The 19,813-nt window shown below is 61.5% G+C and carries 19 protein-coding genes; 7 read left to right on the forward strand and 12 right to left on the reverse strand.

Annotation, left to right across the window (positions count from 1 at the left end):
- The first annotated feature begins 46 nt into the window (after window positions 1–46).
- Window positions 47–544, forward strand: coding sequence for a transcription elongation factor GreB (gene greB, locus J3D54_RS30140; protein WP_007939982.1), 498 nt, complete (start codon window positions 47–49; stop codon window positions 542–544).
- A 3-nt stretch (window positions 545–547) separates the two neighbouring features.
- On the opposite strand, the gene J3D54_RS30145 is transcribed toward greB, so the two are convergent.
- From J3D54_RS30145 to J3D54_RS30155, 3 genes are all read right to left on the reverse strand, one after another.
- The gene (locus J3D54_RS30145; protein WP_007939981.1) at window positions 548–856 is read right to left on the reverse strand and encodes a hypothetical protein; all 309 of its coding nucleotides are present in this window, start codon (window positions 854–856) and stop codon (window positions 548–550) included.
- A 261-nt stretch (window positions 857–1,117) separates the two neighbouring features.
- Window positions 1,118–1,552 carry a DoxX family protein gene (locus J3D54_RS30150; RefSeq protein ID WP_253426359.1) on the reverse strand — a complete coding sequence of 145 codons (435 nt, stop codon included), beginning with the start codon at window positions 1,550–1,552 and terminating at the stop codon, window positions 1,118–1,120.
- A gap of 103 nt (window positions 1,553–1,655) precedes the next feature.
- Window positions 1,656–3,077, reverse strand: a complete 1,422-nt coding sequence (locus J3D54_RS30155) for a transglycosylase SLT domain-containing protein (RefSeq protein WP_253426361.1) — start codon at window positions 3,075–3,077, stop codon at window positions 1,656–1,658.
- A 236-nt stretch (window positions 3,078–3,313) separates the two neighbouring features.
- Here J3D54_RS30155 and J3D54_RS30160 point away from each other — a divergent pair, with 236 nt between their 5' ends.
- The 3 genes from J3D54_RS30160 (at window position 3,314) to J3D54_RS30170 (ending at window position 6,335) form a co-directional block, all read left to right on the forward strand.
- On the forward strand, window positions 3,314–4,123 hold the full coding sequence (locus J3D54_RS30160; protein ID WP_253426363.1) for a TatD family hydrolase: 810 nt from the start codon (window positions 3,314–3,316) through the stop codon (window positions 4,121–4,123).
- 208 nt (window positions 4,124–4,331) lie between these two features.
- A complete protein-coding gene (locus J3D54_RS30165) occupies window positions 4,332–5,813 on the forward strand; it encodes a methyl-accepting chemotaxis protein (RefSeq protein ID WP_253426366.1) in 1,482 nt (493 codons plus the stop codon).
- A gap of 156 nt (window positions 5,814–5,969) precedes the next feature.
- Window positions 5,970–6,335 carry an Mpo1-like protein gene (locus tag J3D54_RS30170; RefSeq protein WP_253426369.1) on the forward strand — a complete coding sequence of 122 codons (366 nt, stop codon included), beginning with the start codon at window positions 5,970–5,972 and terminating at the stop codon, window positions 6,333–6,335.
- Here the strand turns inward: J3D54_RS30170 and J3D54_RS30175 are convergent, their stop codons facing one another.
- The 3 genes from J3D54_RS30175 to J3D54_RS30185 form a co-directional block, all read right to left on the reverse strand.
- On the reverse strand, window positions 6,336–7,133 hold the full coding sequence (locus J3D54_RS30175; RefSeq protein WP_253426371.1) for an acyl-CoA thioesterase II: 798 nt from the start codon (window positions 7,131–7,133) through the stop codon (window positions 6,336–6,338).
- A gap of 128 nt (window positions 7,134–7,261) precedes the next feature.
- Window positions 7,262–8,029 (reverse strand): CHAD domain-containing protein, encoded by a 768-nt coding sequence (locus tag J3D54_RS30180; protein WP_253426374.1) that lies wholly within the window; start codon window positions 8,027–8,029, stop codon window positions 7,262–7,264.
- A gap of 46 nt (window positions 8,030–8,075) precedes the next feature.
- A complete protein-coding gene (locus J3D54_RS30185; protein ID WP_018929811.1) occupies window positions 8,076–8,354 on the reverse strand; it encodes a hypothetical protein in 279 nt (92 codons plus the stop codon).
- Window positions 8,355–8,573: 219 nt separating this feature from the next.
- Here J3D54_RS30185 and J3D54_RS30190 point away from each other — a divergent pair, with 219 nt between their 5' ends.
- Window positions 8,574–9,623 carry a patatin-like phospholipase family protein gene (locus J3D54_RS30190; RefSeq protein WP_253426376.1) on the forward strand — a complete coding sequence of 350 codons (1,050 nt, stop codon included), beginning with the start codon at window positions 8,574–8,576 and terminating at the stop codon, window positions 9,621–9,623.
- A 58-nt stretch (window positions 9,624–9,681) separates the two neighbouring features.
- Here the strand turns inward: J3D54_RS30190 and J3D54_RS30195 are convergent, their stop codons facing one another.
- The 6 genes from J3D54_RS30195 to kdpF form a co-directional block, all read right to left on the reverse strand.
- Entirely contained in the window at window positions 9,682–10,380 is a 699-nt protein-coding gene (locus J3D54_RS30195) for a response regulator (RefSeq protein WP_253426378.1), read from the reverse strand.
- 48 nt (window positions 10,381–10,428) lie between these two features.
- A complete protein-coding gene (locus tag J3D54_RS30200) occupies window positions 10,429–13,080 on the reverse strand; it encodes a sensor histidine kinase KdpD (RefSeq protein ID WP_253426380.1) in 2,652 nt (883 codons plus the stop codon).
- 87 nt (window positions 13,081–13,167) lie between these two features.
- Window positions 13,168–13,713 (reverse strand): potassium-transporting ATPase subunit KdpC, encoded by a 546-nt coding sequence (gene kdpC / locus J3D54_RS30205; RefSeq protein WP_253426383.1) that lies wholly within the window; start codon window positions 13,711–13,713, stop codon window positions 13,168–13,170.
- Between the two features lie 146 nt (window positions 13,714–13,859).
- A complete protein-coding gene (kdpB, locus tag J3D54_RS30210; protein WP_253426386.1) occupies window positions 13,860–15,917 on the reverse strand; it encodes a potassium-transporting ATPase subunit KdpB in 2,058 nt (685 codons plus the stop codon).
- Between the two features lie 23 nt (window positions 15,918–15,940).
- A complete protein-coding gene (kdpA, locus tag J3D54_RS30215; protein WP_253426388.1) occupies window positions 15,941–17,635 on the reverse strand; it encodes a potassium-transporting ATPase subunit KdpA in 1,695 nt (564 codons plus the stop codon).
- 8 nt (window positions 17,636–17,643) lie between these two features.
- On the reverse strand, window positions 17,644–17,733 hold the full coding sequence (gene kdpF, locus J3D54_RS30220; RefSeq protein ID WP_007899818.1) for a K(+)-transporting ATPase subunit F: 90 nt from the start codon (window positions 17,731–17,733) through the stop codon (window positions 17,644–17,646).
- A 404-nt stretch (window positions 17,734–18,137) separates the two neighbouring features.
- On the opposite strand from kdpF, the gene eat reads away from it, so the two are divergent.
- The gene (gene eat / locus J3D54_RS30225; protein WP_253426390.1) at window positions 18,138–19,502 is read left to right on the forward strand and encodes an ethanolamine permease; all 1,365 of its coding nucleotides are present in this window, start codon (window positions 18,138–18,140) and stop codon (window positions 19,500–19,502) included.
- Between the two features lie 125 nt (window positions 19,503–19,627).
- Window positions 19,628–19,795 carry a DUF2897 family protein gene (locus tag J3D54_RS30230; protein WP_253426391.1) on the forward strand — a complete coding sequence of 56 codons (168 nt, stop codon included), beginning with the start codon at window positions 19,628–19,630 and terminating at the stop codon, window positions 19,793–19,795.
- Window positions 19,796–19,813: the final 18 nt, after the last annotated feature.

The raw sequence follows: 19,813 nt of genomic DNA on the forward strand, positions 1-19,813 counted from the left end.
ACTTGTTTAAAAAACTGATTCAAGAACTCAACCACAAGAAGTCGCCATGAGCCGTTATCGCCCTCCCCGCACCGCCGGCACCGCGCTGATCACCCCCGAAGGTGAGGCGCGGATGCGCGCCGAGTTTCATGAGCTCTGGCATGTGCGCCGACCGCAAGTGACGCAATCGGTCAGCGAAGCGGCGGCACAGGGCGATCGTTCGGAAAACGCCGAATACACCTACGGCAAAAAGATGCTGCGCGAGATCGACAGCCGTGTGCGCTTCCTCACCAAGCGGCTGGAAGCCCTCAAGGTGGTCAGCGAAAAACCCAGCGATCCTAACAAGGTCTACTTTGGCGCCTGGGTCACGATCGAAGACGAGGATGGCAAAGAGTCACGCTATCGCATCGTCGGCCCGGATGAGCTGGACTTGAAACAAGGCCTGATCAGCATCGACTCACCGCTGGCCCGCGCCTTGATCGGCAAGGCACTGGATGCCGAAGTGCGTGTGCAGACGCCGACCGGTGAGCAGTGCGTGTATATCGTGGCGATTGACTATTTTTGAGCCTCAGCAGCGGGCAATCAGCCCTTGGCGCGCAACGCGGGTCAGTTGCCTGATCACTTCAGGCGCGTCCTCGGCGCTGGGCGCCTGAATCACTGCCAGATCGAAACTGTCAGTCGCGAAACGCTCCAGCGACTCGCCATCTTCGACAAACTGGATCAGGAATGCTGCCGGACCGCCGGTGCGACGTGGCCAACCATCGAGGTAACGCAACAGCGTCGGCTGATGTTTACCGCCAAGCAGGATTTTTGGATTGCGCTGGGTGAGATGTGCCGTGATCGGCGCGGGGCGTACAACGGGGTTCAATGCATTCATTGTGTCGTGTCTCTGCCTCAAAAGTCTGCATGGCAGGTGAGAGGCAACACCGAACCAGCGCTTTAGCGGTATTTCGAAGCCTGTTTCAAGCTTCTATCGGCAACTCGATGAGTCACCTGGCGCCCCGCAAGTAGCTGTTTAAATCGGCGCATGAGCAGCATCCTAGAGAAGCTGACCGGACAGTGTCAAGAATCACCAGCAACAAAAAAAGGCCCGCACAGTGCATCACACTGCGCGGGCCTTTTCGTCGAGCCAGAGCGGTCAGCCGGCGATGGAGCGGTCGACCGAGAGCTTGCCTGCGCCTTCGATCAGCACCGCGAGGCTGCCACCGAGCAAGGCCAGGGCAAATTCATAACCGTTGTTGGCCATGAACAGACCGTTGCTGATGTGCACCGAGAGAATCGCGACCAGCGAGAGGAAGGTCAGCCCCAGCGCCGCCGGGCGTGCCAGCAGGCCGATGATCAGCGCCAGACCACCGAAGAACTCGGTACCACCGGCCAGGATCGCCATCAGGTGACCGGGTGCCAATCCAATGCTTTCCATGTATTGCGCGGTGCCGGCAATGCCGTATCCGCCGAATGCCCCGAAGAGTTTCTGTGAGCCGTGGGCCGCGAAGATGATGCCAACGAAAATTCGCAGAATCGTCAGACCGTAGCCTGCGCGGGTAGACAGTACCTTGTTGATCAGTGTGCTCATGCTGTGTCATCCATTGTGAATGTGTGTTGGTTGGCCGCTATATTAATCAATAAAACTCATGTTAAAAGCGCAAAAAACTCACCATAACAATCAGCTTAGTCGATCATTTACGTAAGGCAACTTTCTGCCCCTGGGGCTCCAACGACTCCCGCTCCCGATCAAACGCCAGGTAATACTTGTTCACGCTATTAACATAGCTGACAGCCCCCATTCCCACCTGCTCCATGGCGATTCGCTCAACCTGGAAAAACCACTGATTAGGATTCAGGCCCCGCCGCCGAGCCTCGGCGCGCATGCCCTGGACCCGCTCCGGTCCCATGTTGTAGGCCGCCAGTACGAACGCCATGCGCTCACGCTCATTGAGTTTGGGGCTGGAGAAGAATTTGCGGCGGATCATCGCCAGGTACTTGGCACCGGCTTGCACATTGGCATCGAGATTCTGAATGTCGCTGACGCCAACCCGTTGCGCGGCGGAGGGTGTTATTTGCATCAGGCCGGTGGGGCCGCTGCCACCTCTGGCGATGGGTTGCAGCGCCGATTCCTTGAAAGCCAGCGCCGCCAGGTTCAGCCAGTCCATGTCCTGGGCTTGCGCGTGTTTTTGCAGCACCGGTCGAAGTTTTTCCAGACGCTGACGATCTGCCTTGGCCAAGGGATAGTGCACTTGATACAGGCGCCGATAGATCCGCAGGAACGCCGCATCCTGGTCCGACGGTTGTTTGTAGCTGGTCAGGAAACGGTCGATGCTCGCCCGCAGCATCGAGGCATCGCGGCGCACGAACCAGTATTCCTCACCCGGCTCGCGGATGAGGACCTGTCGATCGAAGCGCAACTTCGGCAGGATCTTGCCCCAACGCTCAGCGATCGGTTGCTCGACGATGGTCAGATGGAAGATCCCGCCCTGGACCATTTCCAGCACGTCCTCGACGGCCAGGCTTGGGTCGACCCACTCGATCTTCACCGGGGGCAGTTTATGCAACGCGAGCTTCTGATTGATCTGGCTGACCGCATCCCCGGCAGCACTGCCGGTGGGCAGCGCGAGGGTTTTACCCGAGAGTTGTTCGAGGTGGGTGTAACGTCGTTCGCCTTTGATCCCCACCAGCAGCAACGGCACGTTGCTGGCAATCGGTTCACTGGTGCTGACCGCGTGGCCCGATTGTGGATCAAGCAATTCCCCCGGCGCGACCAGATCACCCTCCCCGCGCTGCAACGCGCCGAGCAGTTGATCCTTGGCTTTGGGAATGATCTTGAGGGTGATTTCCTGGCCGTCACGGGCCTGGCCATTAAGGTATTGCTCGAAAGCCCGCAGGCGGTGGTACTCGACGCCGATGGCCTGGCCCTGGATTTCGCCGGAGCTGTTGCGGCTCTGGTTGACCAGCACCCGCAGCACACGACTGCTGCGAATCTCCGACAGGTCGCGAACCTTGGCTGCCGGTACGGCTTGCAACGGCCCGGCCAGACGCGCAACCGCCGGCATCGGCAGCAGCAACGAACAACACAGCAGCAACAAAACCGAGGGACGTGTCATCCACTCTCCGGAAAGAATACTGGCCAACCTCATGAGTGATTTCATGACATCGGGCAACAGAAACAGAGCGCTTGAAGCGCTGATAAAGTGCGAGAGAGTGGCACAGTGATGGCAATTCTACCAACACGACCTGCCTCGCGGCCTCAACAGACAGCTTTAACTCGTTGTAGTTCTTGGCTTTTCTTATAAATCCACAGCTCTGATATGCTTTCCGGCCTTTGGTCCGAGGTAGCACCATGCAACTCATCGATATCGGCGTCAACCTGACCAACCCCAGTTTTGCCGACAAACACCAGGCTGTACTCGACCGAGCCTACGCTGCCGGGGTCTGCCAACTGGTGCTTACCGGGACCAGCGTCGAGGGCAGCGAACGGGCACTGGAACTGTGCCGGCAACTGGACGAAAGCGCTCAGCGACTGTTCGCCACGGCCGGCATTCACCCGCATTCAGCCAGCGACTGGAACGCCGACAGCGCCCGACGTCTGCGCAGTTTGCTCAAGGAGCCGAACGTGGTGGCCGTGGGGGAATGCGGCCTCGATTTCAATCGTGATTTCTCGCCCCGCCCGCAACAGGAAAAAGTCCTCGAAGAACATCTGGCGATGGCGGTCGAACTGCAACTGCCGGTGTTCCTGCATGAGCGCGACGCCAGTCAACGGCTGCTAGAGATCCTGCACGATTACCGTGATCAATTGCCTGCTGCCGTGGTGCACTGCTTCACCGGTGAAAAGAAGGCGCTATTCAGCTACCTCGATCTGGATTTGCACATCGGCATCACCGGCTGGATCTGCGACGAACGCCGAGGCACGCACCTGCATCCGTTGGTCAAGGAGATTAAACGAGGGCGCTTGATGCTGGAGAGCGATGCGCCGTATCTGCTGCCCCGCAGCTTGCGCCCCAAGCCGAAAAACGGTCGCAACGAGCCCGCATATCTGACTGAAGTATTGCGTGAAGTGGCGTTGCATCGAGGGGAAAGCCTGGAAGATCTCGCCGCCCACAGCACCGCCAGTGCACGGCAGTTCTTCGGGTTGCCCTCAATCCCTCAATGAACACACATCCCCCTGTGGGAGCGGGCTTGCCCGCGATGATGGAATATCAGTCGACATCGCTCGCGCCAGATACACAGCTATCGCGGGCAAGCCCGCTCCCACAGGTTGGCGGTGGTGCCCGTTGATCCACATCAAAATTCGACGCACTGAGTAGCGGCACAATACTGGCACCTTGCCAAAACTGTTTCCGCTATCAGAGAAGACCTCCATGGGTGCCTGGCTTAGCAATATCTCGCTGAAATACAAATTCTGGGCGGTCAACGCGGTCGCCTTTGTCACCACCCTGTTGCTGGTGCTATACGCTGTGCAACTCGAACAACAGGCCCGCAGTCATGCCGCTCAGGTTTCGGCCCAGGCCCAGGCACGATTGCTCAACGCCTGGCCTGTCGGGCAGCCGCTGCCCAAGGCCGACAACCTGCTGACCTTCAATCGTGGGCAGGCGCCTTTACTGAACGGGCAACCGCTTCTGGAACTGACCGATACCCTCGGTTGGGTCGAGATCGATGCCATGCCGCTATTCGGGGAAAATCCGTTGATGGGCGCCGAGGTGTTCACTCGTCCTGACGGTCAACAGGTCGCGGTAGTTGCCTACAGCCCGACCCTGAGCCAGGTGTTCGGCGAGCGCTTCACTCACTACGCGGTAGCGGTGTTCATCCTGATGCTGGCGATGCTCGGCGCGTCGCAACTGTTGATCCGTTTCCTGCTTAGCCAGCTCAACACCTTGAAAGACGTGATGCTCCACGTCGAGAAAAGCGGCGATCTGTCGGCCCGTGTGCCACTGGCCTGCAAGGACGAAGTCGGGCAGATGGCCAATGCCTTCAATGCCATGCAGGCCGGCTACCAGCGGGTGGTCAACACTGTTGCCAGCACCGCCCGGCAACTGGACGTCGGTGCCGCGCGGCTGGCCGCGAGCATGAACGAGGTGCGTCACGGCATGCTCGGCCAGCAAAGCGAAACCGATCAGGCCGCCACGGCGATCAACGAAATGACCGCTACGGTCCATCACATCGCCCAACACGCCGGCGCCACCCGCGACCTCTCGCAAACCGCCGACACCCTGGCCGGCAACGGTCAGGAAGTGGTGACTCGGGTACAGAAATCGATTGGCGGGTTGTCCACCGGCGTGCAGCAAACGGCCGAGATGATTCAGCGCCTGGCCGAGGACAGCCAGAAGATCAACGGCGTGGTCAGCGTGATTCACAGCATCGCAGAACAAACCAACCTGCTGGCCCTGAACGCGGCCATCGAAGCGGCCCGGGCCGGTGAAATGGGCCGAGGGTTTGCGGTGGTCGCCGATGAAGTGCGCAACCTGGCCAAACGGGTCCAGACGTCCACCGACGAAATCACCACCATGGTTTCAGCGCTGCAGGCCGGAACTCGGGATGCGGTGGATTTCATGCAGGAAAGTTCATACAAGGCGGACGACTGCATGCAACAGGCCCAGGAAGCCAGTGTGGCCTTGGCCGAAATCACCGGTGCGGTGGCGCAGATGCGTGAAAGCAATACGCAGATCGCGGTGGCGGCCGAGCAACAGAGTCATGTGGCGCAGGAGATGAATCGGGCCGTGGTGAGCATTCGCGACGTGACCGAAAACACCGTGCAGCAGACCGTGAGTTCGGCGATTACCAGCAATGAGCTGGCGATGTTGGCCGGGGAATTGAGCAAGGCCATCGGGCAACTGAAACTGTGACGGCCCCATCGCGGGCAAGCCCGCGATGGCGTCAGACCGAGCAACATCAATTCTGACCATTACACCTATCGCGCCGATAGCCAGCCTTGATTCGCCGCCGACTTTGGCCAGGCCTATTCTTTGTTCATGAGCCTCAACGAACCAAGGATAAGCATCATGGGCAAACGTCACCCCAATCTTCCCGCCTGGCAATGGCGAGCGTACCCGCACAATCACCAGCACCCGACCAATCTGGTGCTGCACCTGATTGCCGTGCCGCTGTTCATCGTGGCGTTTTTGCTGATGGTCTCGGGGGTGTTCAGCCTGGATCTGGCGAGCTTCGCGATTGGCGTTATCGGCCTGGTCGCGGCCCTGGGCCTGCAGCGTCACGGTCACAGCCTGGAGGTGCAAGCCAGCGAGCCGTTCAGTGATCGCAAAGACGCGGTATCACGCCTGCTGGTCGAGCAGTTCCTGACCTTTCCACGGTTTTTCTTCAGTGGCGGCTGGTGGCGCGCCTGGCGTGAGCGCCACCGTCGTCATTGATCAGGCGAAAATCGTGACGGTCTGCCGACTCATGGCGATCAACTGACCGTCTTCGCTCCACAGTTTGGCGGCGGCGTGTCCATAGCCGTCAGCGGCATGCTCGATGTCCACCAGGTACTTGCACCAGTCCAGCGTGCTCAACGCCAGTAACGGCTGGACGAACTCGATGGTCCAGGTGAGCGTGCTGCCTGCCGCCGGTTTCTTCAGATGCGACAACAAGGACGGCGGCCAGGCGTCGACCAGCGCGAGGATATGGGCTTCGCTGACCGACTCGCCCTCCCCCTCCCCACGCAAGCGCACCCAACCACCCATATCCCGCGATTTGTTACCCGTGAACGGCATGCCACCGACACTCCAGCGCATGGCCAGGTAGCGCATGAATTCCGGGGTCACGCCTTTGATGTACGGCAGTTCCTGGCAGTCGTCCCAGTGCTTCATCTCAGGAGCCGGGTTGGCCGTGACCACCACTTCGGAAGGTCGCGCAGCGCCGAAGCTGCCCTGGACCAACGTCACCACTTGCCCCTTCTGCATCGCCCGACCGAGCACCTGACTCACGGCTTTGCCTTCGCGCAATACATCGACTTCAAAACTGACCGCCACATCGGGTTCGACCGGACCGACAAAGGTGATTGCCAGCGAGCGCACCGGACGATCTGCTGGGACTTTTGCGCGCATGGCTTCGTATTGCAAGGCCGCTATCAGACCACCAAAACTCGCCCGCCCCTGGCCCCATTCGGGTGGAATAGACACTTCCTGCGGCTGGCTGCGAACAGCGTCGAGCAGATCGGAAAAGCGCATGGGAACCTCAGAGACTGGGAAATGGATGGAGCGATCTTAACCAGCCCGCAAGGCCGGCACAGCGCTTATTCCGGCCAAAATTACTGACAGATGAGCCGTGCCTGCATTGAACACACAACAATGGGGTTTCAGGATTTGAAGCAGGCTCTGCTGAGTTTGTCGAGGACGCGGTCGGCGCGCTCTTCGGCCTGGGCCATGGTGGTTTTCCAGATTTCGACACATGGCTGCAAATCAGGCTCTTCCTTGGCCCGGGCCAGCCACTGCCAGCTGTCGTGCCAATCACCCAAGGCAGCCTGGGCCGATTTCAGCCTGGGCATGGCCGCCTCCGGCAAACGATCCAGTTCAGGGTAGGCTTCGATGCCATAGCGCACACGCTTGATCAGCAGGCGCAGGAGATGGCGGTCATGGGCGGGATCGTGCAGGGCCTGGTCGAGTTTCTTCCATTGTCTGGCCAGGCGTTTTTCGATGCGCTGGCGCAAGCCCTTGAGCAAACCCTGGCGCTGGGAGGCCCGCAGGAAACGCGGAAAGGCGTCGAGGATCATCAGCAACTGCGTAAGCTCCGGGCTCATCGCCACGGCGGGATAAGCCTCAGCCATCCGCGCCATGCGACGGTGCGCGGCCTCGGGCTGATCGTGCTGGAACAAGTACGCCGCCAGCACTTCACAATCACGCAACGGTGTGGTCAGTTGGCCGACCCGGGACGACGCGGCTTCCAGCTGTTCGACCCCGGGCAAACCGCGCAAGGGCCGCAGCAGGCTGCGCAATCGGCGCACGGTGGTGCGCAGATCGTGCAACGCTTCCGGATCGGTGCGGGCACTCAAGCGAGCCTGACAGGCCAGCAAACGGACTTCCAGGCCCAGCACACGAGCCACCAACCGATCAACCAAGGCAGACATCGCGTACTCCCCGAATCGAATTACCCTGAGTACGCTCCATCATGCCTCAACGGCCGGCGCGCGACTCACGAATGTAGAAGCGGGCCTTCTCGGCCTTCCTGGTACAACCTTCGTATGCTTCGAATTGCTGCTGAGTCTTGGCACCGGTCAGCAACGACAGTGCCTTGGAGTAGCTGACGGTCCCGGCGAGACCTTCGGCCTTGGCCAGATCCAGTTCGTGCCAGGCGGCGTCGAGCTGGCTACCGCAGCTGTCACGGTAAGCGGTTTTACCGGCACAACCGGCAAGCGCCAACGCAATCAAAGGCACACAAATCCAGGCTTTCATCACTCACACCTCAAAGATAGTAGACAGTCGTGCAGGTAAGACCGCTCTGGCGCGCGAAAAGTGCCTTGGACCTGCAGTGGAAACTATAGCGCTCGCGAGGATACCCACTCGTCTTGTTTGAGTGTCAAAAAACGACGCCCGCTCCCGTCGAACGACCATAGCGATTGAAGCGCGCCCCATGATGGGTGCATTGTTGAACCTTGTCAGAGAGGTCGATTCATGAAAAAGCGTGTCGCACTGGTGTTGGGCTCGGGTGGCGCCCGGGGCTACGCCCATATCGGCGTCATTGAAGAGATCGAACGGCGTGGCTACGACATCGCCTGCATCGCCGGTTGCTCCATGGGCGCGGTGGTCGGCGGGATCTACGCCGCCGGCAAGCTCGATGATTATCGCGACTGGATCGAGAGCCTGGACTACCTCGATGTGTTGCGTCTGGTGGACGTCAGTTTTCGCCTGGGCGCGATTCGCGGAGAGAAGGTCTTCGGGCAGATCCGCAAGATCGTCGGCGAGATCAATATCGAAGACCTGCGCATCCCCTACACGGCCGTAGCCACGGACCTGACCAACCAGCAGGAAATCTGGTTCCAGGAAGGCTGCCTGCACCAGGCCATGCGCGCCTCGGCGGCAATCCCCAGCCTGTTCACGCCGGTGATGCAGGGCAATCGAATGCTGGTGGACGGCGGTATTCTCAACCCGTTGCCGATCGTGCCGGTGGTGTCGAGCCATTGCGACCTGATCATCGCAGTCAACCTCAACTCAACCAACCAGCGTCACTATCAACTGCCGGTGATCCAGCGCCCGGCGGCATTCAAGACCCGCTTCGACAGCCTGATCAGCTCGCTGGGTTCGAAACTGCCCTTCCGCCGCAAACAGGCGGAACAATTGCTGCTTCTCGAAAAGGAAGCGCTGATGGCAGAAGCGGCCGAGATCAACCCGTGGATCGAATCCGCCGAGCCCGAAGCCCAGCAACCGGCGGCGGCCCCGGAAAGCAATGGCGCACCGAAATCCGCCACCGGGTCGTTCATCATCGACAACGTCGGCCCAGCGTCTTTGCTGGACCTGATCAACCAGAGTTTCGAGGTGATGCAGACGTCATTGGCGCAGTACAAGATTGCCGGGTATCCGCCGGATATCCTGATCAACGTGCCCAAGCGCGTATGCCGGTTTTTCGAGTTCTACAAGGCGCCGGAGTTGATCGCGCTGGGGCGTGAAATTGCGCGGGATACGCTGGATCGGTATGAGAATGAGCGCAATGAAGATTGGCGGTGAATGATCCTGCGCCATCGCGGGCAAGCCCGCGATGGCGCAGGATCAGGCATCACAAAACCTAAAGGCTGCCCTCACTCAACAACCGATACCCCACCCCCGCCTCGGTGACGATAAACCGTGGCTGAGTCGGATCATCCGCCAGTTTCTGCCGCAGGTGCCCGACCACAATTCGCAGATAGTGACTGTCTTCGGTGTGGGTCGGCCCCCAGATGTCCTTGAGCAATTGCTGCTGGGTGATGACCCGCCCCGGATGCCGTGCCAGTTGCGCCAGCACCGCGTACTCCTTGCGCGTCAGCGCCACTTCGGCGCCGTCCAGCAGCACCCGGCGATACGCCAGGTCGACGGTGAGCGGGCCGAAACTGAGCGCCGCTTCCTGGGCCTCCCCCGTCGGCGCCTGACGCAGCAAGGCCCGAACCCTGGCCAGAAACTCCTGGATGCCGAACGGCTTGGTCACGTAGTCGTTGGCGCCGCCATCCAGTGCCTGGACTTTCTGCCCTTCGCCGGCGCGCACCGAGAGCACCAGCACCGGCACCGTCGACCACTCGCGAAATTCGCGCAACACCTGCTGGCCGTCCATGTCCGGCAGGCCGAGGTCGAGCACCAGCAGGTCGGGTTTGTTCAATGCAGCCTGGGCCAGGCCCTCCGAGCCGGTGCCGGCCTCCAGCACTTTATAGCCCTGGGAGGCGAGGCTGATACGCAGGAATTTACGGATCTGCGGTTCATCGTCGATGACCAAAATGGTCGCGGTCTGGCTCATGAATTCGTATCAACACAAAGAGGTGGCAAGAGAGTAGCGCAGGCGAGATCAGGCTTCACTGTCCAATCCTGGCTGAGTCTGCAATGGCAAGTGCAGCGTGATGCAAGTGCCGCGCCCTTCGATGCCGTCGGCGACGCTGATCCGCCCGCCATGGGCACCGACCATACCCTGACAAATCGCCAGCCCCAACCCCGTACCCTGCCCGCCACGATCGCCACGAGCAGCGGTGTAGAACATGTCGAAAACCTTCGCCCGTTCCTCTTCCGGAATCCCCGGCCCCTCATCGCTCACCGAAAAAAACAGCTCGCTGTCAGTGGCGCCGGCGCGCAATTCAAGACGTCCGTGGGGCGGTGAGAAACGCGCGGCGTTTTCCAGCACATTGACCAGTGCTTGCTCGATCAACGCAGCATGCACATAGAGCAGCGGCAGTTCGGCCGGCACTTCGGTAACGACGTGCAACGACGCCAGCACCGCGCGCAGACGATTAAGTGCACTGCCGACGATGTCTGCCGGCGATACCCAGTCCCGCGCCAGCTTCAGGGCGCCGTGACCGAGGCGGGTCATGTCCAGCAGGTTTTGGATGTAGCGATCCAGCCGTTCGGCTTCATCGCGGGTGCCTTCGAGCAGTTCGCGGCGGTCCGCAAGCGGAATCGCCTCGCCCAGCGCCAGCAAGCTGTCGATGCTGCCGCGCATGGAGGTCAGCGGCGTGCGCAAATCGTGGGACACCGACGCCAGCAGCGCGCTGCGCAACTGCTCGGTTTCGCCATGCAAGCGCGCCGCTTCAAGGTCATCAGCCAGTTGCGCCCGGGCCAACGCCTGGGCCAAGGGTTGGCTCAGCGCTGTCAGCAAGCGCCGACGCTGGCCGCTCAGGGTCTGGCCTTCCTTGGCGCACACGCCGAGCAGTGCCAGCGGCCCGTCGTCCACCGACAACGGCCACCACCACCAGCGCCCGAACGGCAAGGTACCGGTGCCCGCGCCTGCCGGTTGATCGTGCTGCCAGGCCCAATCGGCGGCGGCGCGCTCGGCTTCGGAAAACTCCAGCGGCCCACCGGTTTCGACTTTCCAGCCGCTCTGGCCATCACGATTGAGCAGGCACAGTTTCAGGTCGCTCCAGCCGTTGAGATGCTGGGCCGCGGCGCTGACCACGGCCTGACGGTCGGTGGCGGCGGTGAGTTTGCGCGACAGGTCGAGCAGTTCGCTGGTCTCTTCCTGAGTGTCGCGCAAGGCTTCCAATTGCCGTCGTTGCCGCGCTGCAAGGTTACCGGTCAGGGCCGCCATCAACAGGAAGAACAGCAAGGTCAGCACGTCTTCTTCGCGCTGAATGGCAAATGAGAAATTCGGTGGAATGAACAGAAAGTCATAGGTCAGAAACGACAGCGCCGCGCAGGCCAATGCCGGGCCGAGGCTGCTGCGCACAGCCACCAGCAACACTGCCGCAAGGAACACCAACGAGATGTTGGGCAACGGCAAGACGCTCGACACTGCCCAGGCCAGGGCACTGGCGAGCACCGTCGCCACCAGCGCCAAGGCGTAGTCGAACCACACCAGCGACTGCGTCGAACGTTGACGTGGTTGATGCTGTTCGTTGTCACTGTCGAGTACGTTGATTTCCAGCCCGCGAGCATCGCGCAACAAACGCGACGCCAGACCGCCACCGAACAAGCGTCGACGCAAACGCTGGCGCGACTGGCCCACCAGCACCAGGCTGGCGCGACGTTCGGCGGCGTGTTGAATCAAGGTTTTCGCCACCTCGCCGGCACGCAGCAAGACCACTTCGCCACCGAGGCGTTCGGCCAGTTGCTGGGCACTTTGCAGGCGCAGGCGCGATTGCTCGTCGCGCACCCGGCCGTTGTCCACATGCACCAGGCTCCACGGCAGATGACGCCGCTGGGCGACGCGACTGGCGTGACGCACCAGACGCTCCGCCTGCGCATCGCCATCGACACCCACCAACAAGCGACCGCGCACCGCTGGCGCCGCTTGCCCCAACTGGCGATACCCTTGCGCCAGATCGTTATCCACCTGCGCGGCGGCGGTTTGCATCGCCAGCTCGCGCAGGGCGGTGAGGTTGGTCTGGGTGAAAAAGGCATCGATGGCCGCTCGCGCCTGCTCCGGCACGTAGACTTTGCCGTCGCGCAGACGCTCCAGCAACTCACGCGGCGGCAGGTCGATCAGCAGCAGTTCGTAGGCTTCTTGCAATACCCAATCCGGCAGGGTTTCACGCACCTGTACGCCGGTGATGCCGCGCACCTGATCGTTGAGGCTTTCCAGATGCTGGACGTTGACCGTGGTGAACACGTCGATGCCGGCGGCCAACAATTCCTGGATGTCTTGCCAGCGTTTGGTGTGACGGCTGCCGGGGGCATTGGTGTGGGCCAGTTCGTCGACCAGCACCAGTTTCGGCTTGGCGGCGAGCAAGCCGTCGAGGTCCATTTCTTCGAGCATCACGCCACGGTATTCCGAGCGCACCAACGGCTGTTGCGGTAAACCGGCGAGGAGTGCTTCGGTTTCGGCACGACCGTGGGTTTCAACCACCCCAGCCAGGACTTTCACGCCCTGGCGCAGTTGAGCGTGGGCGGCCAGGAGCATGGCGTAGGTCTTGCCGACGCCCGGAGCAGCGCCAAGGAACACCTTGAGCCGGCCACGGCCATCGCGGGGCAGGTCTGCTAACAGCGCGTCGGCGCGGCCGGAGTCACTCATGCTTGAAGTTCTCTCTCATTCTGATGTTGATGCAGTGACTGTCAGGGCCTCTTCGCGGGCAAGCCCGCGATTGGCGGCGCCACCGATTTACAGGTTTTCAAGCGCCAGGTTCAGCGCCAACACATTCACCACCGGCGGCCCCACCAACGGCTGTTCGATGTGCGCATTCAGCAGTTGCTCAAGCGTAGACACTGGCAGATTACGTGCGGCCGCGACACGCGCCAGTTGATAGGCAATCGCGGCCGGTGGCAAGTGCGGATCGAGGCCGCTGCCGGAGGTGGTCAGCATGGCCAACGGTACCGGCCCCTGCCCGGCCACCTGCAGTTTATTGGCCTCCTCGATCACCCGAGTGGCCAGCGCCGGATTGCTGGGCGAAAGGTTGCTGGCGCTGCTCGACACGGTGGCAAAGGCACCGGCCGATGGCCGTGGGTGGAACCACGCATCACCGACAAAATCCTGGGCAATCAGCGACGAGCCGCGGACCTTGCCGTCAGCGTCGCGCACCAGGCTGCCATTGGCCTGGTCCGGGAAGGCAACCTGGGCAACACCGGTCACCACCAAGGGATAAGCGACGCCGGTGATCAGGGTCATCAGCACGAGCAGGCTCAGGGCCGGACGTATCAGTGTGGACATTTCAAAATCCTCGAATTCGTAAAGTGCTTACTCAGGAGCACTGAGTCGTTCTCATCGCGGGCAAGCCCGCTCCCACAAAAGGACCACGAAACCTGTGGGAGCGGGCTTGCCCGCGATAGCGGTGTGGCTGGCACACCGAGCCAGAGTCAAACCAGATGCAACGCCGTCAACAACATGTCGATCGCCTTGATGCCCACGAACGGCACCAGAATCCCGCCCAGCCCATAGATCAGCAGATTGCGCCGCAGCAGCGCCGCCGCACTCGCCGCCTGCACCCGCACACCGCGCAGCGCCAGTGGAATCAGCACCACAATGATCAGGGCGTTGAACACGATCGCCGACAGAATCGCGCTCTGCGGACTGCTCAGGTGCATGACGTTGAGCACGCCCAATTGCGGGTAGATCGAGGCGAACAGCGCCGGCAGGATCGCGAAGTACTTGGCCACGTCGTTGGCGATGGAAAAGGTGGTGAGTGCACCGCGAGTTACCAGCAATTCCTTGCCGATCTGCACCACGTCCAACAGCTTGGTCGGGTCGCTGTCGAGGTCGACCATGTTCGCCGCTTCCCGCGCCGCTTGCGTGCCGTCGTTCATCGCCATGCCCACGTCCGCCTGGGCCAGGGCCGGGGCGTCGTTGGCACCGTCGCCGCACATGGCAACCAGCCGACCGTCGTTCTGCTCATGGCGAATGCGCGCCAGTTTCTTCTCCGGCGTAGCTTCGGCCAACACGTCATCCACGCCCGCTTCGGCAGCAATCGCGGCGGCGGTCAGCGGGTTGTCGCCGGTGACCATGACCGTGCGAATCCCCAGTTTGCGCAGCTCGGCGAAACGCTCGCGGATGCCGGGTTTGACCACATCCTTGAGGTGGATCACACCGAGCAATTTGCCGTCGGCGCACACCAGTAACGGCGTGCCGCCACTCTGGGCGATCTTGTCGATTTCCCGGGACAGGGCGGGAGCCAGATCAGCGCGTTTTAGACCGACGAAATTCAGCAGCGAATCCACCGCGCCCTTGCGATAGACCCGGCCCTGATAGTCGACACCGGACAAGCGGGTTTCAGCGCTGAACGGCACGGCGGTCAGCACATCGGAGGACGGCTCCGGTTGTGGGTGAAGACCGCGCAGGTAGTCGACGATGGATTTGCCTTCAGCGGTGTCATCGGCCAGCGAGGCAAACAACGCGCCTTCGGCCAGTTCCTTGGCGCTGACGCCTGGTGCGGCATAAACCGCGCTGCAGCGACGGTTGCCGAAGGTGATGGTGCCGGTCTTGTCCAGCAACAGGACGTGTACGTCCCCCGCCGCTTCCACGGCGCGACCGGATTTGGCGATCACGTTCAGGCGCACCAGACGGTCCATCCCGGCGATACCGATGGCCGACAGCAAGCCACCAATGGTGGTCGGAATCAGCGTGACCAACAACGCCACCAGGAACACCAGCGGCAGGTTGCCGTTGGCGAAGTGGGCGAACGGTTGCAGGGTCACCACCACCAGCAGGAAGATCAGGGTCAGGCCGATCAGCAGGATATCCAGCGCCACTTCGTTCGGGGTTTTCTGGCGCTTGGCGCCTTCGACCAGCGCGATCATGCGGTCCAGGGTCGACTCACCGGGATTGGCGGTGATGCGCACCAGCAACCAGTCCGACACCAGTCGAGTGTTGCCGGTGACGGCCGAACGGTCGCCGCCGGACTCGCGAATCACGGGCGCCGATTCACCGGTAATCGCCGCCTCGTTGACCGCCGCAATGCCTTCAATCACCTCGCCGTCACCGGGAATCATCTCCCCCGCTTCGACGCGCACCACATCGCCCTTGCGCAGGCTACTGGCGGGCACTACCTGAAAGCTGCCATTGGCACTTTTGCGCCGGGCGCTCAAGCCAACACTGCCGGCCTTGAGGCTGTCGGCGCGGGCCTTGCCGCGACCTTCGGCCAACGCTTCGGCGAAGTTGGCGAACAGCACGGTGAACCACAGCCACAACGCGATTTGCGCGGCGACGAAGGTCGGCACAGCGCTGTCGGGAATGAAGCACAGCACCGTGGTGAGGATGGCAGTCAGTTCCACCACCAGCATCACTGGCGCACGCTGCAATTGCCGTGGGTCGAGCTTGACGAACGCTTGCACCAGCGCCGGGCGCCAGAGCGCGGCGATGGCAGTTTTCGGTTGTTCCGGCGCCTTGACGACGGCGGCTTTGCTTACAGGCATATTCATCATCGTGCTCCTAAAAAAGCGGCTCAGAAGCCCATGCTCAAGTGTTCAGCAATCGGACCCAGCGCCAGCGTCGGCAAGAAGGTCAAACCACCCACCAGCAAAATGGTCACGGTCAGCAAGGTCACGAACAGCGGGCCATGGGTGGGGAAGCTGTTCTGGCCGATCGGCGCGGTTTTCTTCATCGCCAGGCTGCCGGCCAACCCCAGTACCGGGAGGATGTAACCGAAGCGCCCGATCAACATGCCCAGCCCCAGCATCAGGTTGTGGAACGCGGTGTTGGCACCAAAGCCGCCGAAGGCAGAACCGTTGTTGGCACTGGCCGAGGTGTAGGCATAAAGCAACTGACTGAAACCGTGAGCACCAGGGTTACTCACCGCCGCCACCGGGCCTGGCAAGCTGGCAGCAATCGCGCCGAGCACCAGCACGCCCACCGGCATCACCAGCAAGGTCACCACCAGCAGCTGAACTTCCCGGGCTTGCAGTTTCTTGCCGAGGTATTCCGGCGTGCGGCCGATCATCAGGCCGGCGAGGAACACCGCGATCAACACGTTGAGCAACATGCCGTAGAGCCCGGCGCCGACGCCGCCGAAGATCACTTCGCCGACCATCATGTTGACCATCGCGACCATGCCGCTCAGCGGGTTGAGGCTGTCGTGCATGCCATTGACCGAACCGTTCGACGCCGCAGTGGTGGTCACCGACCACAGCACGGTGGCGGTGGTGCCGAAACGCGTTTCCTTGCCTTCCAGCGGCGCGGTCTGTTCGACTGCAACGTTGGCCAGGGTCGGGTTGGGTTGGTATTCAGCCCACAGCGAGGTCGCGCCGCCGATCAAAAACAGCGCCAGCATGCAGGCGATGATCGCGCGGCTCTGACGCAGGTCTTTCACGTAATGGCCGAAGGTGAACACCAGCGCCACCGGGATCAGAATGATCGAGGCGACTTCGAACAGGTTGCTCCACGCCGTCGGGTTCTCGAACGGGTGGGCCGAGTTGACGCCGAAGAAGCCACCACCGTTGGTGCCCAGTTGCTTGATCGCAATCTGGCTGGCGGCCGGGCCGAGCGGGATCACCTGATCGACGCCCTGCATCGTCACGGCATTCACATATTGCGCGAAGGTTTGCGGCACACCCTGCCACACCAGATACAGCGCCAGCAGCAAGCACAGTGGCAGCAGGCCGTAGAGGGTGGCGCGGGTCATGTCGACCCAGAAGTTGCCGAGGGTTTTGGTCGACTTGCGACCGATGCCGCGACACAGCGCTACCAGAACCGCCAGACCGGTGGCGGCACTGACGAAGTTCTGCACGGTGAGGCCGACCATCTGGCTCAGGTAGCTCAGGGATGCTTCGCCACTGTAGGACTGCCAGTTGGTATTGGTCATGAAGCTGACGGCGGTGTTGAACGCCAGTGTCCACTCCTGGCCCGGCAAGTTTTGCGGGTTCAGCGGCAAGTGGTCCTGGAACACCAGAATCGCGAACAACAGCAAAAAGCCCGCGAAGTTGAAGGCGAGCAAGGCCAGGGTGTATTTCTGCCAGCTCTGTTCGGCCTGCGGATCAACGCCGGCCACCCGATAGCAGCCACGCTCCACCGGGCCGAGGATCGGCGAAAGCCAGGTGCGCTGCCCTTCCATCACCTTGTAGTAGAAGCGCCCCAGAAACGGTGCCGGGATCAGCACCACGGCGAAGAAGGCGAGGATCAGCCAATAGTCATAACTGCGCATAGCCGCTCCTAGTTCCGGTCCGCGCGCAACAGCGCAACCAACAGATAAATGAACAGCCCCACTGCCAATAGCAGTGACACTCCGTCCAGAACGCTCATGGAAGTTCTCCGTGTTACGGCGTATTGCCGCGTGTGGAGTGATTGTCGGCAGGGAGGCTGTAAAGGCGCGAGATCGAGGGCGGCGGCGGGGCATAAAGAATGTGTAAAGAGTGGGTTTATGGCTTTGTTACGGCGGTGTCCAGGCGGGCCTCATCGCGGGCAAGCCCGCTCCCACAGGTTTTTGTGATTTCCGGGCAAACACATTCCATTGTGGGAGCGGGCTTGCCCGCGATGACGGCAGAACAGCCTCCTACGCCCTCAACTGGCGCACAAAAAGCGCTCACTCAGCCGCGAACATCCCCGATACGACAGCTTTCAGCGCTTTACGACGCCCACCTGAAAAATGGCACGCCCGCTGCACACGCCCTCCCCCCGAGCTTTCCAAACCGTTCAGGGAGCAACGCATGAACACACAACTCAAACCCACGCTGGGCACGCTGCACCTGTGGGGTATCGCGGTCGGGCTGGTGATTTCCGGTGAGTACTTCGGCTGGAGTTACGGCTGGGGCGTGGCCGGTACGCTGGGCTTTCTGGTGACCTCGTTCATGGTCGCCACGATGTACACCTGCTTCATCTTCAGTTTCACCGAGCTGACCACCGCGATTCCCCATGCCGGCGGCCCCTTTGCCTACAGCCGTCGTGCTTTTGGCGAAAAAGGTGGATTGATTGCCGGGTTGGCGACGCTGATCGAATTCGTCTTCGCTCCACCGGCGATTGCCCTGGCGATCGGCGCCTATCTGAATGTGCAGTTTCCCGCCCTCGACCCGAAACATGCGGCGGTCGGAGCGTACATCGTGTTCATGGGCCTGAACATTCTCGGCGTGAAACTCGCCGCGACGTTCGAACTGGTGGTTTGCGTATTGGCGGTCGCCGAATTGCTGGTGTTCATGGGCGTGGTCGCCCCGGCGTTCAGCTTCAGCAACTTCGCGCTCAATGGCTGGGCCGGTTCTGATGTGTTCGGTGCGCCGGCGATTGCCGGGATGTTCGCGGCAATCCCGTTCGCCATCTGGTTCTTCCTGGCCATCGAAGGCGCAGCCATGACCGCCGAAGAAGCCAAGGACCCGAAACGCACGATTCCCAAGGCCTACATCAGCGGCATCCTGACGCTGGTGCTGCTGGCGATGGGCGTGATGTTCTTTGCCGGCGGCGTCGGCGACTGGCGTACCCTGTCAAACATCAACGATCCGCTACCGCAAGCCATGAAAGCCGTGGTCGGCGAAAGCTCAGGCTGGTTGCACATGCTGGTGTGGATCGGTCTGTTCGGCCTGGTGGCGAGTTTCCACGGGATCATCCTCGGCTACTCGCGGCAGTTCTTCGCCCTCGCCCGGGCCGGTTACCTGCCGGCGTCGCTGGCCAAACTGTCGCGCTTCCAGACTCCGCACCGGGCAATCATCGTCGGAGGCGTGATCGGCATCGCGGCGATCTACAGTGACGGTTTGATCAACCTCGGCGGCATGACGCTGACGGCGGCAATGATCACCATGGCAGTGTTCGGTGCGATCGTGATGTACATCATGAGCATGCTCAGCCTGTTCAAACTGCGTAAAACCGAACCGAACCTGGAGCGCACCTTCCGCGCGCCTTGCTACCCGTTGGTGCCATTCATTGCACTGGTGCTGGCGGTGGTGTGCCTGGTGGCGATGGCCTGGTTCAATACTTTGATCGGGTTGATCTTCCTCGGCTTCATGGTGGTGGGTTTCGTGTACTTCATGCTTACCGCGCAGTTGCGTGCCGATGCGCCGGCGGATGCGATGTTGACCGGGCTTTAAACAGTCGCCGTGCTGCGGTCAGATCAGGCATAGAATGGAACCACTGCGAAATTCCATCGCTCAAAAGTGGTATGCAGGATCGGTTGGCGAAACCCGCCCACCGACCTGCCCTCAAGGAGAATCCTATGCCCTGGTATGCCTGGTTGATTCTGATCGTTGCCATCGGCTCGATCGTTGGCGGTTTGATGATGCTGCGCGACTCTGCCAACAAGGTCGAATTGACCGAAGAGCAACGTAAGCGCGTCGCCGAACGCAACGCGGAAGCGGATGCCAAGGATGCGCAAGACCGCTGACCGAAATTGTGGTGAGGG

Source organism: Pseudomonas sp. GGS8 (genome assembly GCF_024168645.1).
Lineage (GTDB): Bacteria > Pseudomonadota > Gammaproteobacteria > Pseudomonadales > Pseudomonadaceae > Aquipseudomonas.

Excerpts from the sequence above, each read along its gene's own strand:
- greB (WP_007939982.1), top strand. The coding sequence starts at position 47 with ATGAGCCGTTATCGCCCTCCCCGCACCGCCGGCACCGCGCTGATCACC.
- J3D54_RS30145 (WP_007939981.1), bottom strand. The coding sequence starts at position 856 with ATGAATGCATTGAACCCCGTTGTACGCCCCGCGCCGATCACGGCACAT.
- J3D54_RS30150 (WP_253426359.1), bottom strand. The coding sequence starts at position 1,552 with ATGAGCACACTGATCAACAAGGTACTGTCTACCCGCGCAGGCTACGGT.
- J3D54_RS30155 (WP_253426361.1), bottom strand. The coding sequence starts at position 3,077 with ATGACACGTCCCTCGGTTTTGTTGCTGCTGTGTTGTTCGTTGCTGCTG.
- J3D54_RS30160 (WP_253426363.1), top strand. The coding sequence starts at position 3,314 with ATGCAACTCATCGATATCGGCGTCAACCTGACCAACCCCAGTTTTGCC.
- J3D54_RS30165 (WP_253426366.1), top strand. The coding sequence starts at position 4,332 with ATGGGTGCCTGGCTTAGCAATATCTCGCTGAAATACAAATTCTGGGCG.
- J3D54_RS30170 (WP_253426369.1), top strand. The coding sequence starts at position 5,970 with ATGGGCAAACGTCACCCCAATCTTCCCGCCTGGCAATGGCGAGCGTAC.
- J3D54_RS30175 (WP_253426371.1), bottom strand. The coding sequence starts at position 7,133 with ATGCGCTTTTCCGATCTGCTCGACGCTGTTCGCAGCCAGCCGCAGGAA.
- J3D54_RS30180 (WP_253426374.1), bottom strand. The coding sequence starts at position 8,029 with ATGTCTGCCTTGGTTGATCGGTTGGTGGCTCGTGTGCTGGGCCTGGAA.
- J3D54_RS30185 (WP_018929811.1), bottom strand. The coding sequence starts at position 8,354 with ATGAAAGCCTGGATTTGTGTGCCTTTGATTGCGTTGGCGCTTGCCGGT.
- J3D54_RS30190 (WP_253426376.1), top strand. The coding sequence starts at position 8,574 with ATGAAAAAGCGTGTCGCACTGGTGTTGGGCTCGGGTGGCGCCCGGGGC.
- J3D54_RS30195 (WP_253426378.1), bottom strand. The coding sequence starts at position 10,380 with ATGAGCCAGACCGCGACCATTTTGGTCATCGACGATGAACCGCAGATC.
- J3D54_RS30200 (WP_253426380.1), bottom strand. The coding sequence starts at position 13,080 with ATGAGTGACTCCGGCCGCGCCGACGCGCTGTTAGCAGACCTGCCCCGC.
- kdpC (WP_253426383.1), bottom strand. The coding sequence starts at position 13,713 with ATGTCCACACTGATACGTCCGGCCCTGAGCCTGCTCGTGCTGATGACC.
- kdpB (WP_253426386.1), bottom strand. The coding sequence starts at position 15,917 with ATGAATATGCCTGTAAGCAAAGCCGCCGTCGTCAAGGCGCCGGAACAA.
- kdpA (WP_253426388.1), bottom strand. The coding sequence starts at position 17,635 with ATGCGCAGTTATGACTATTGGCTGATCCTCGCCTTCTTCGCCGTGGTG.
- kdpF (WP_007899818.1), bottom strand. The coding sequence starts at position 17,733 with ATGAGCGTTCTGGACGGAGTGTCACTGCTATTGGCAGTGGGGCTGTTC.
- eat (WP_253426390.1), top strand. The coding sequence starts at position 18,138 with ATGAACACACAACTCAAACCCACGCTGGGCACGCTGCACCTGTGGGGT.
- J3D54_RS30230 (WP_253426391.1), top strand. The coding sequence starts at position 19,628 with ATGCCCTGGTATGCCTGGTTGATTCTGATCGTTGCCATCGGCTCGATC.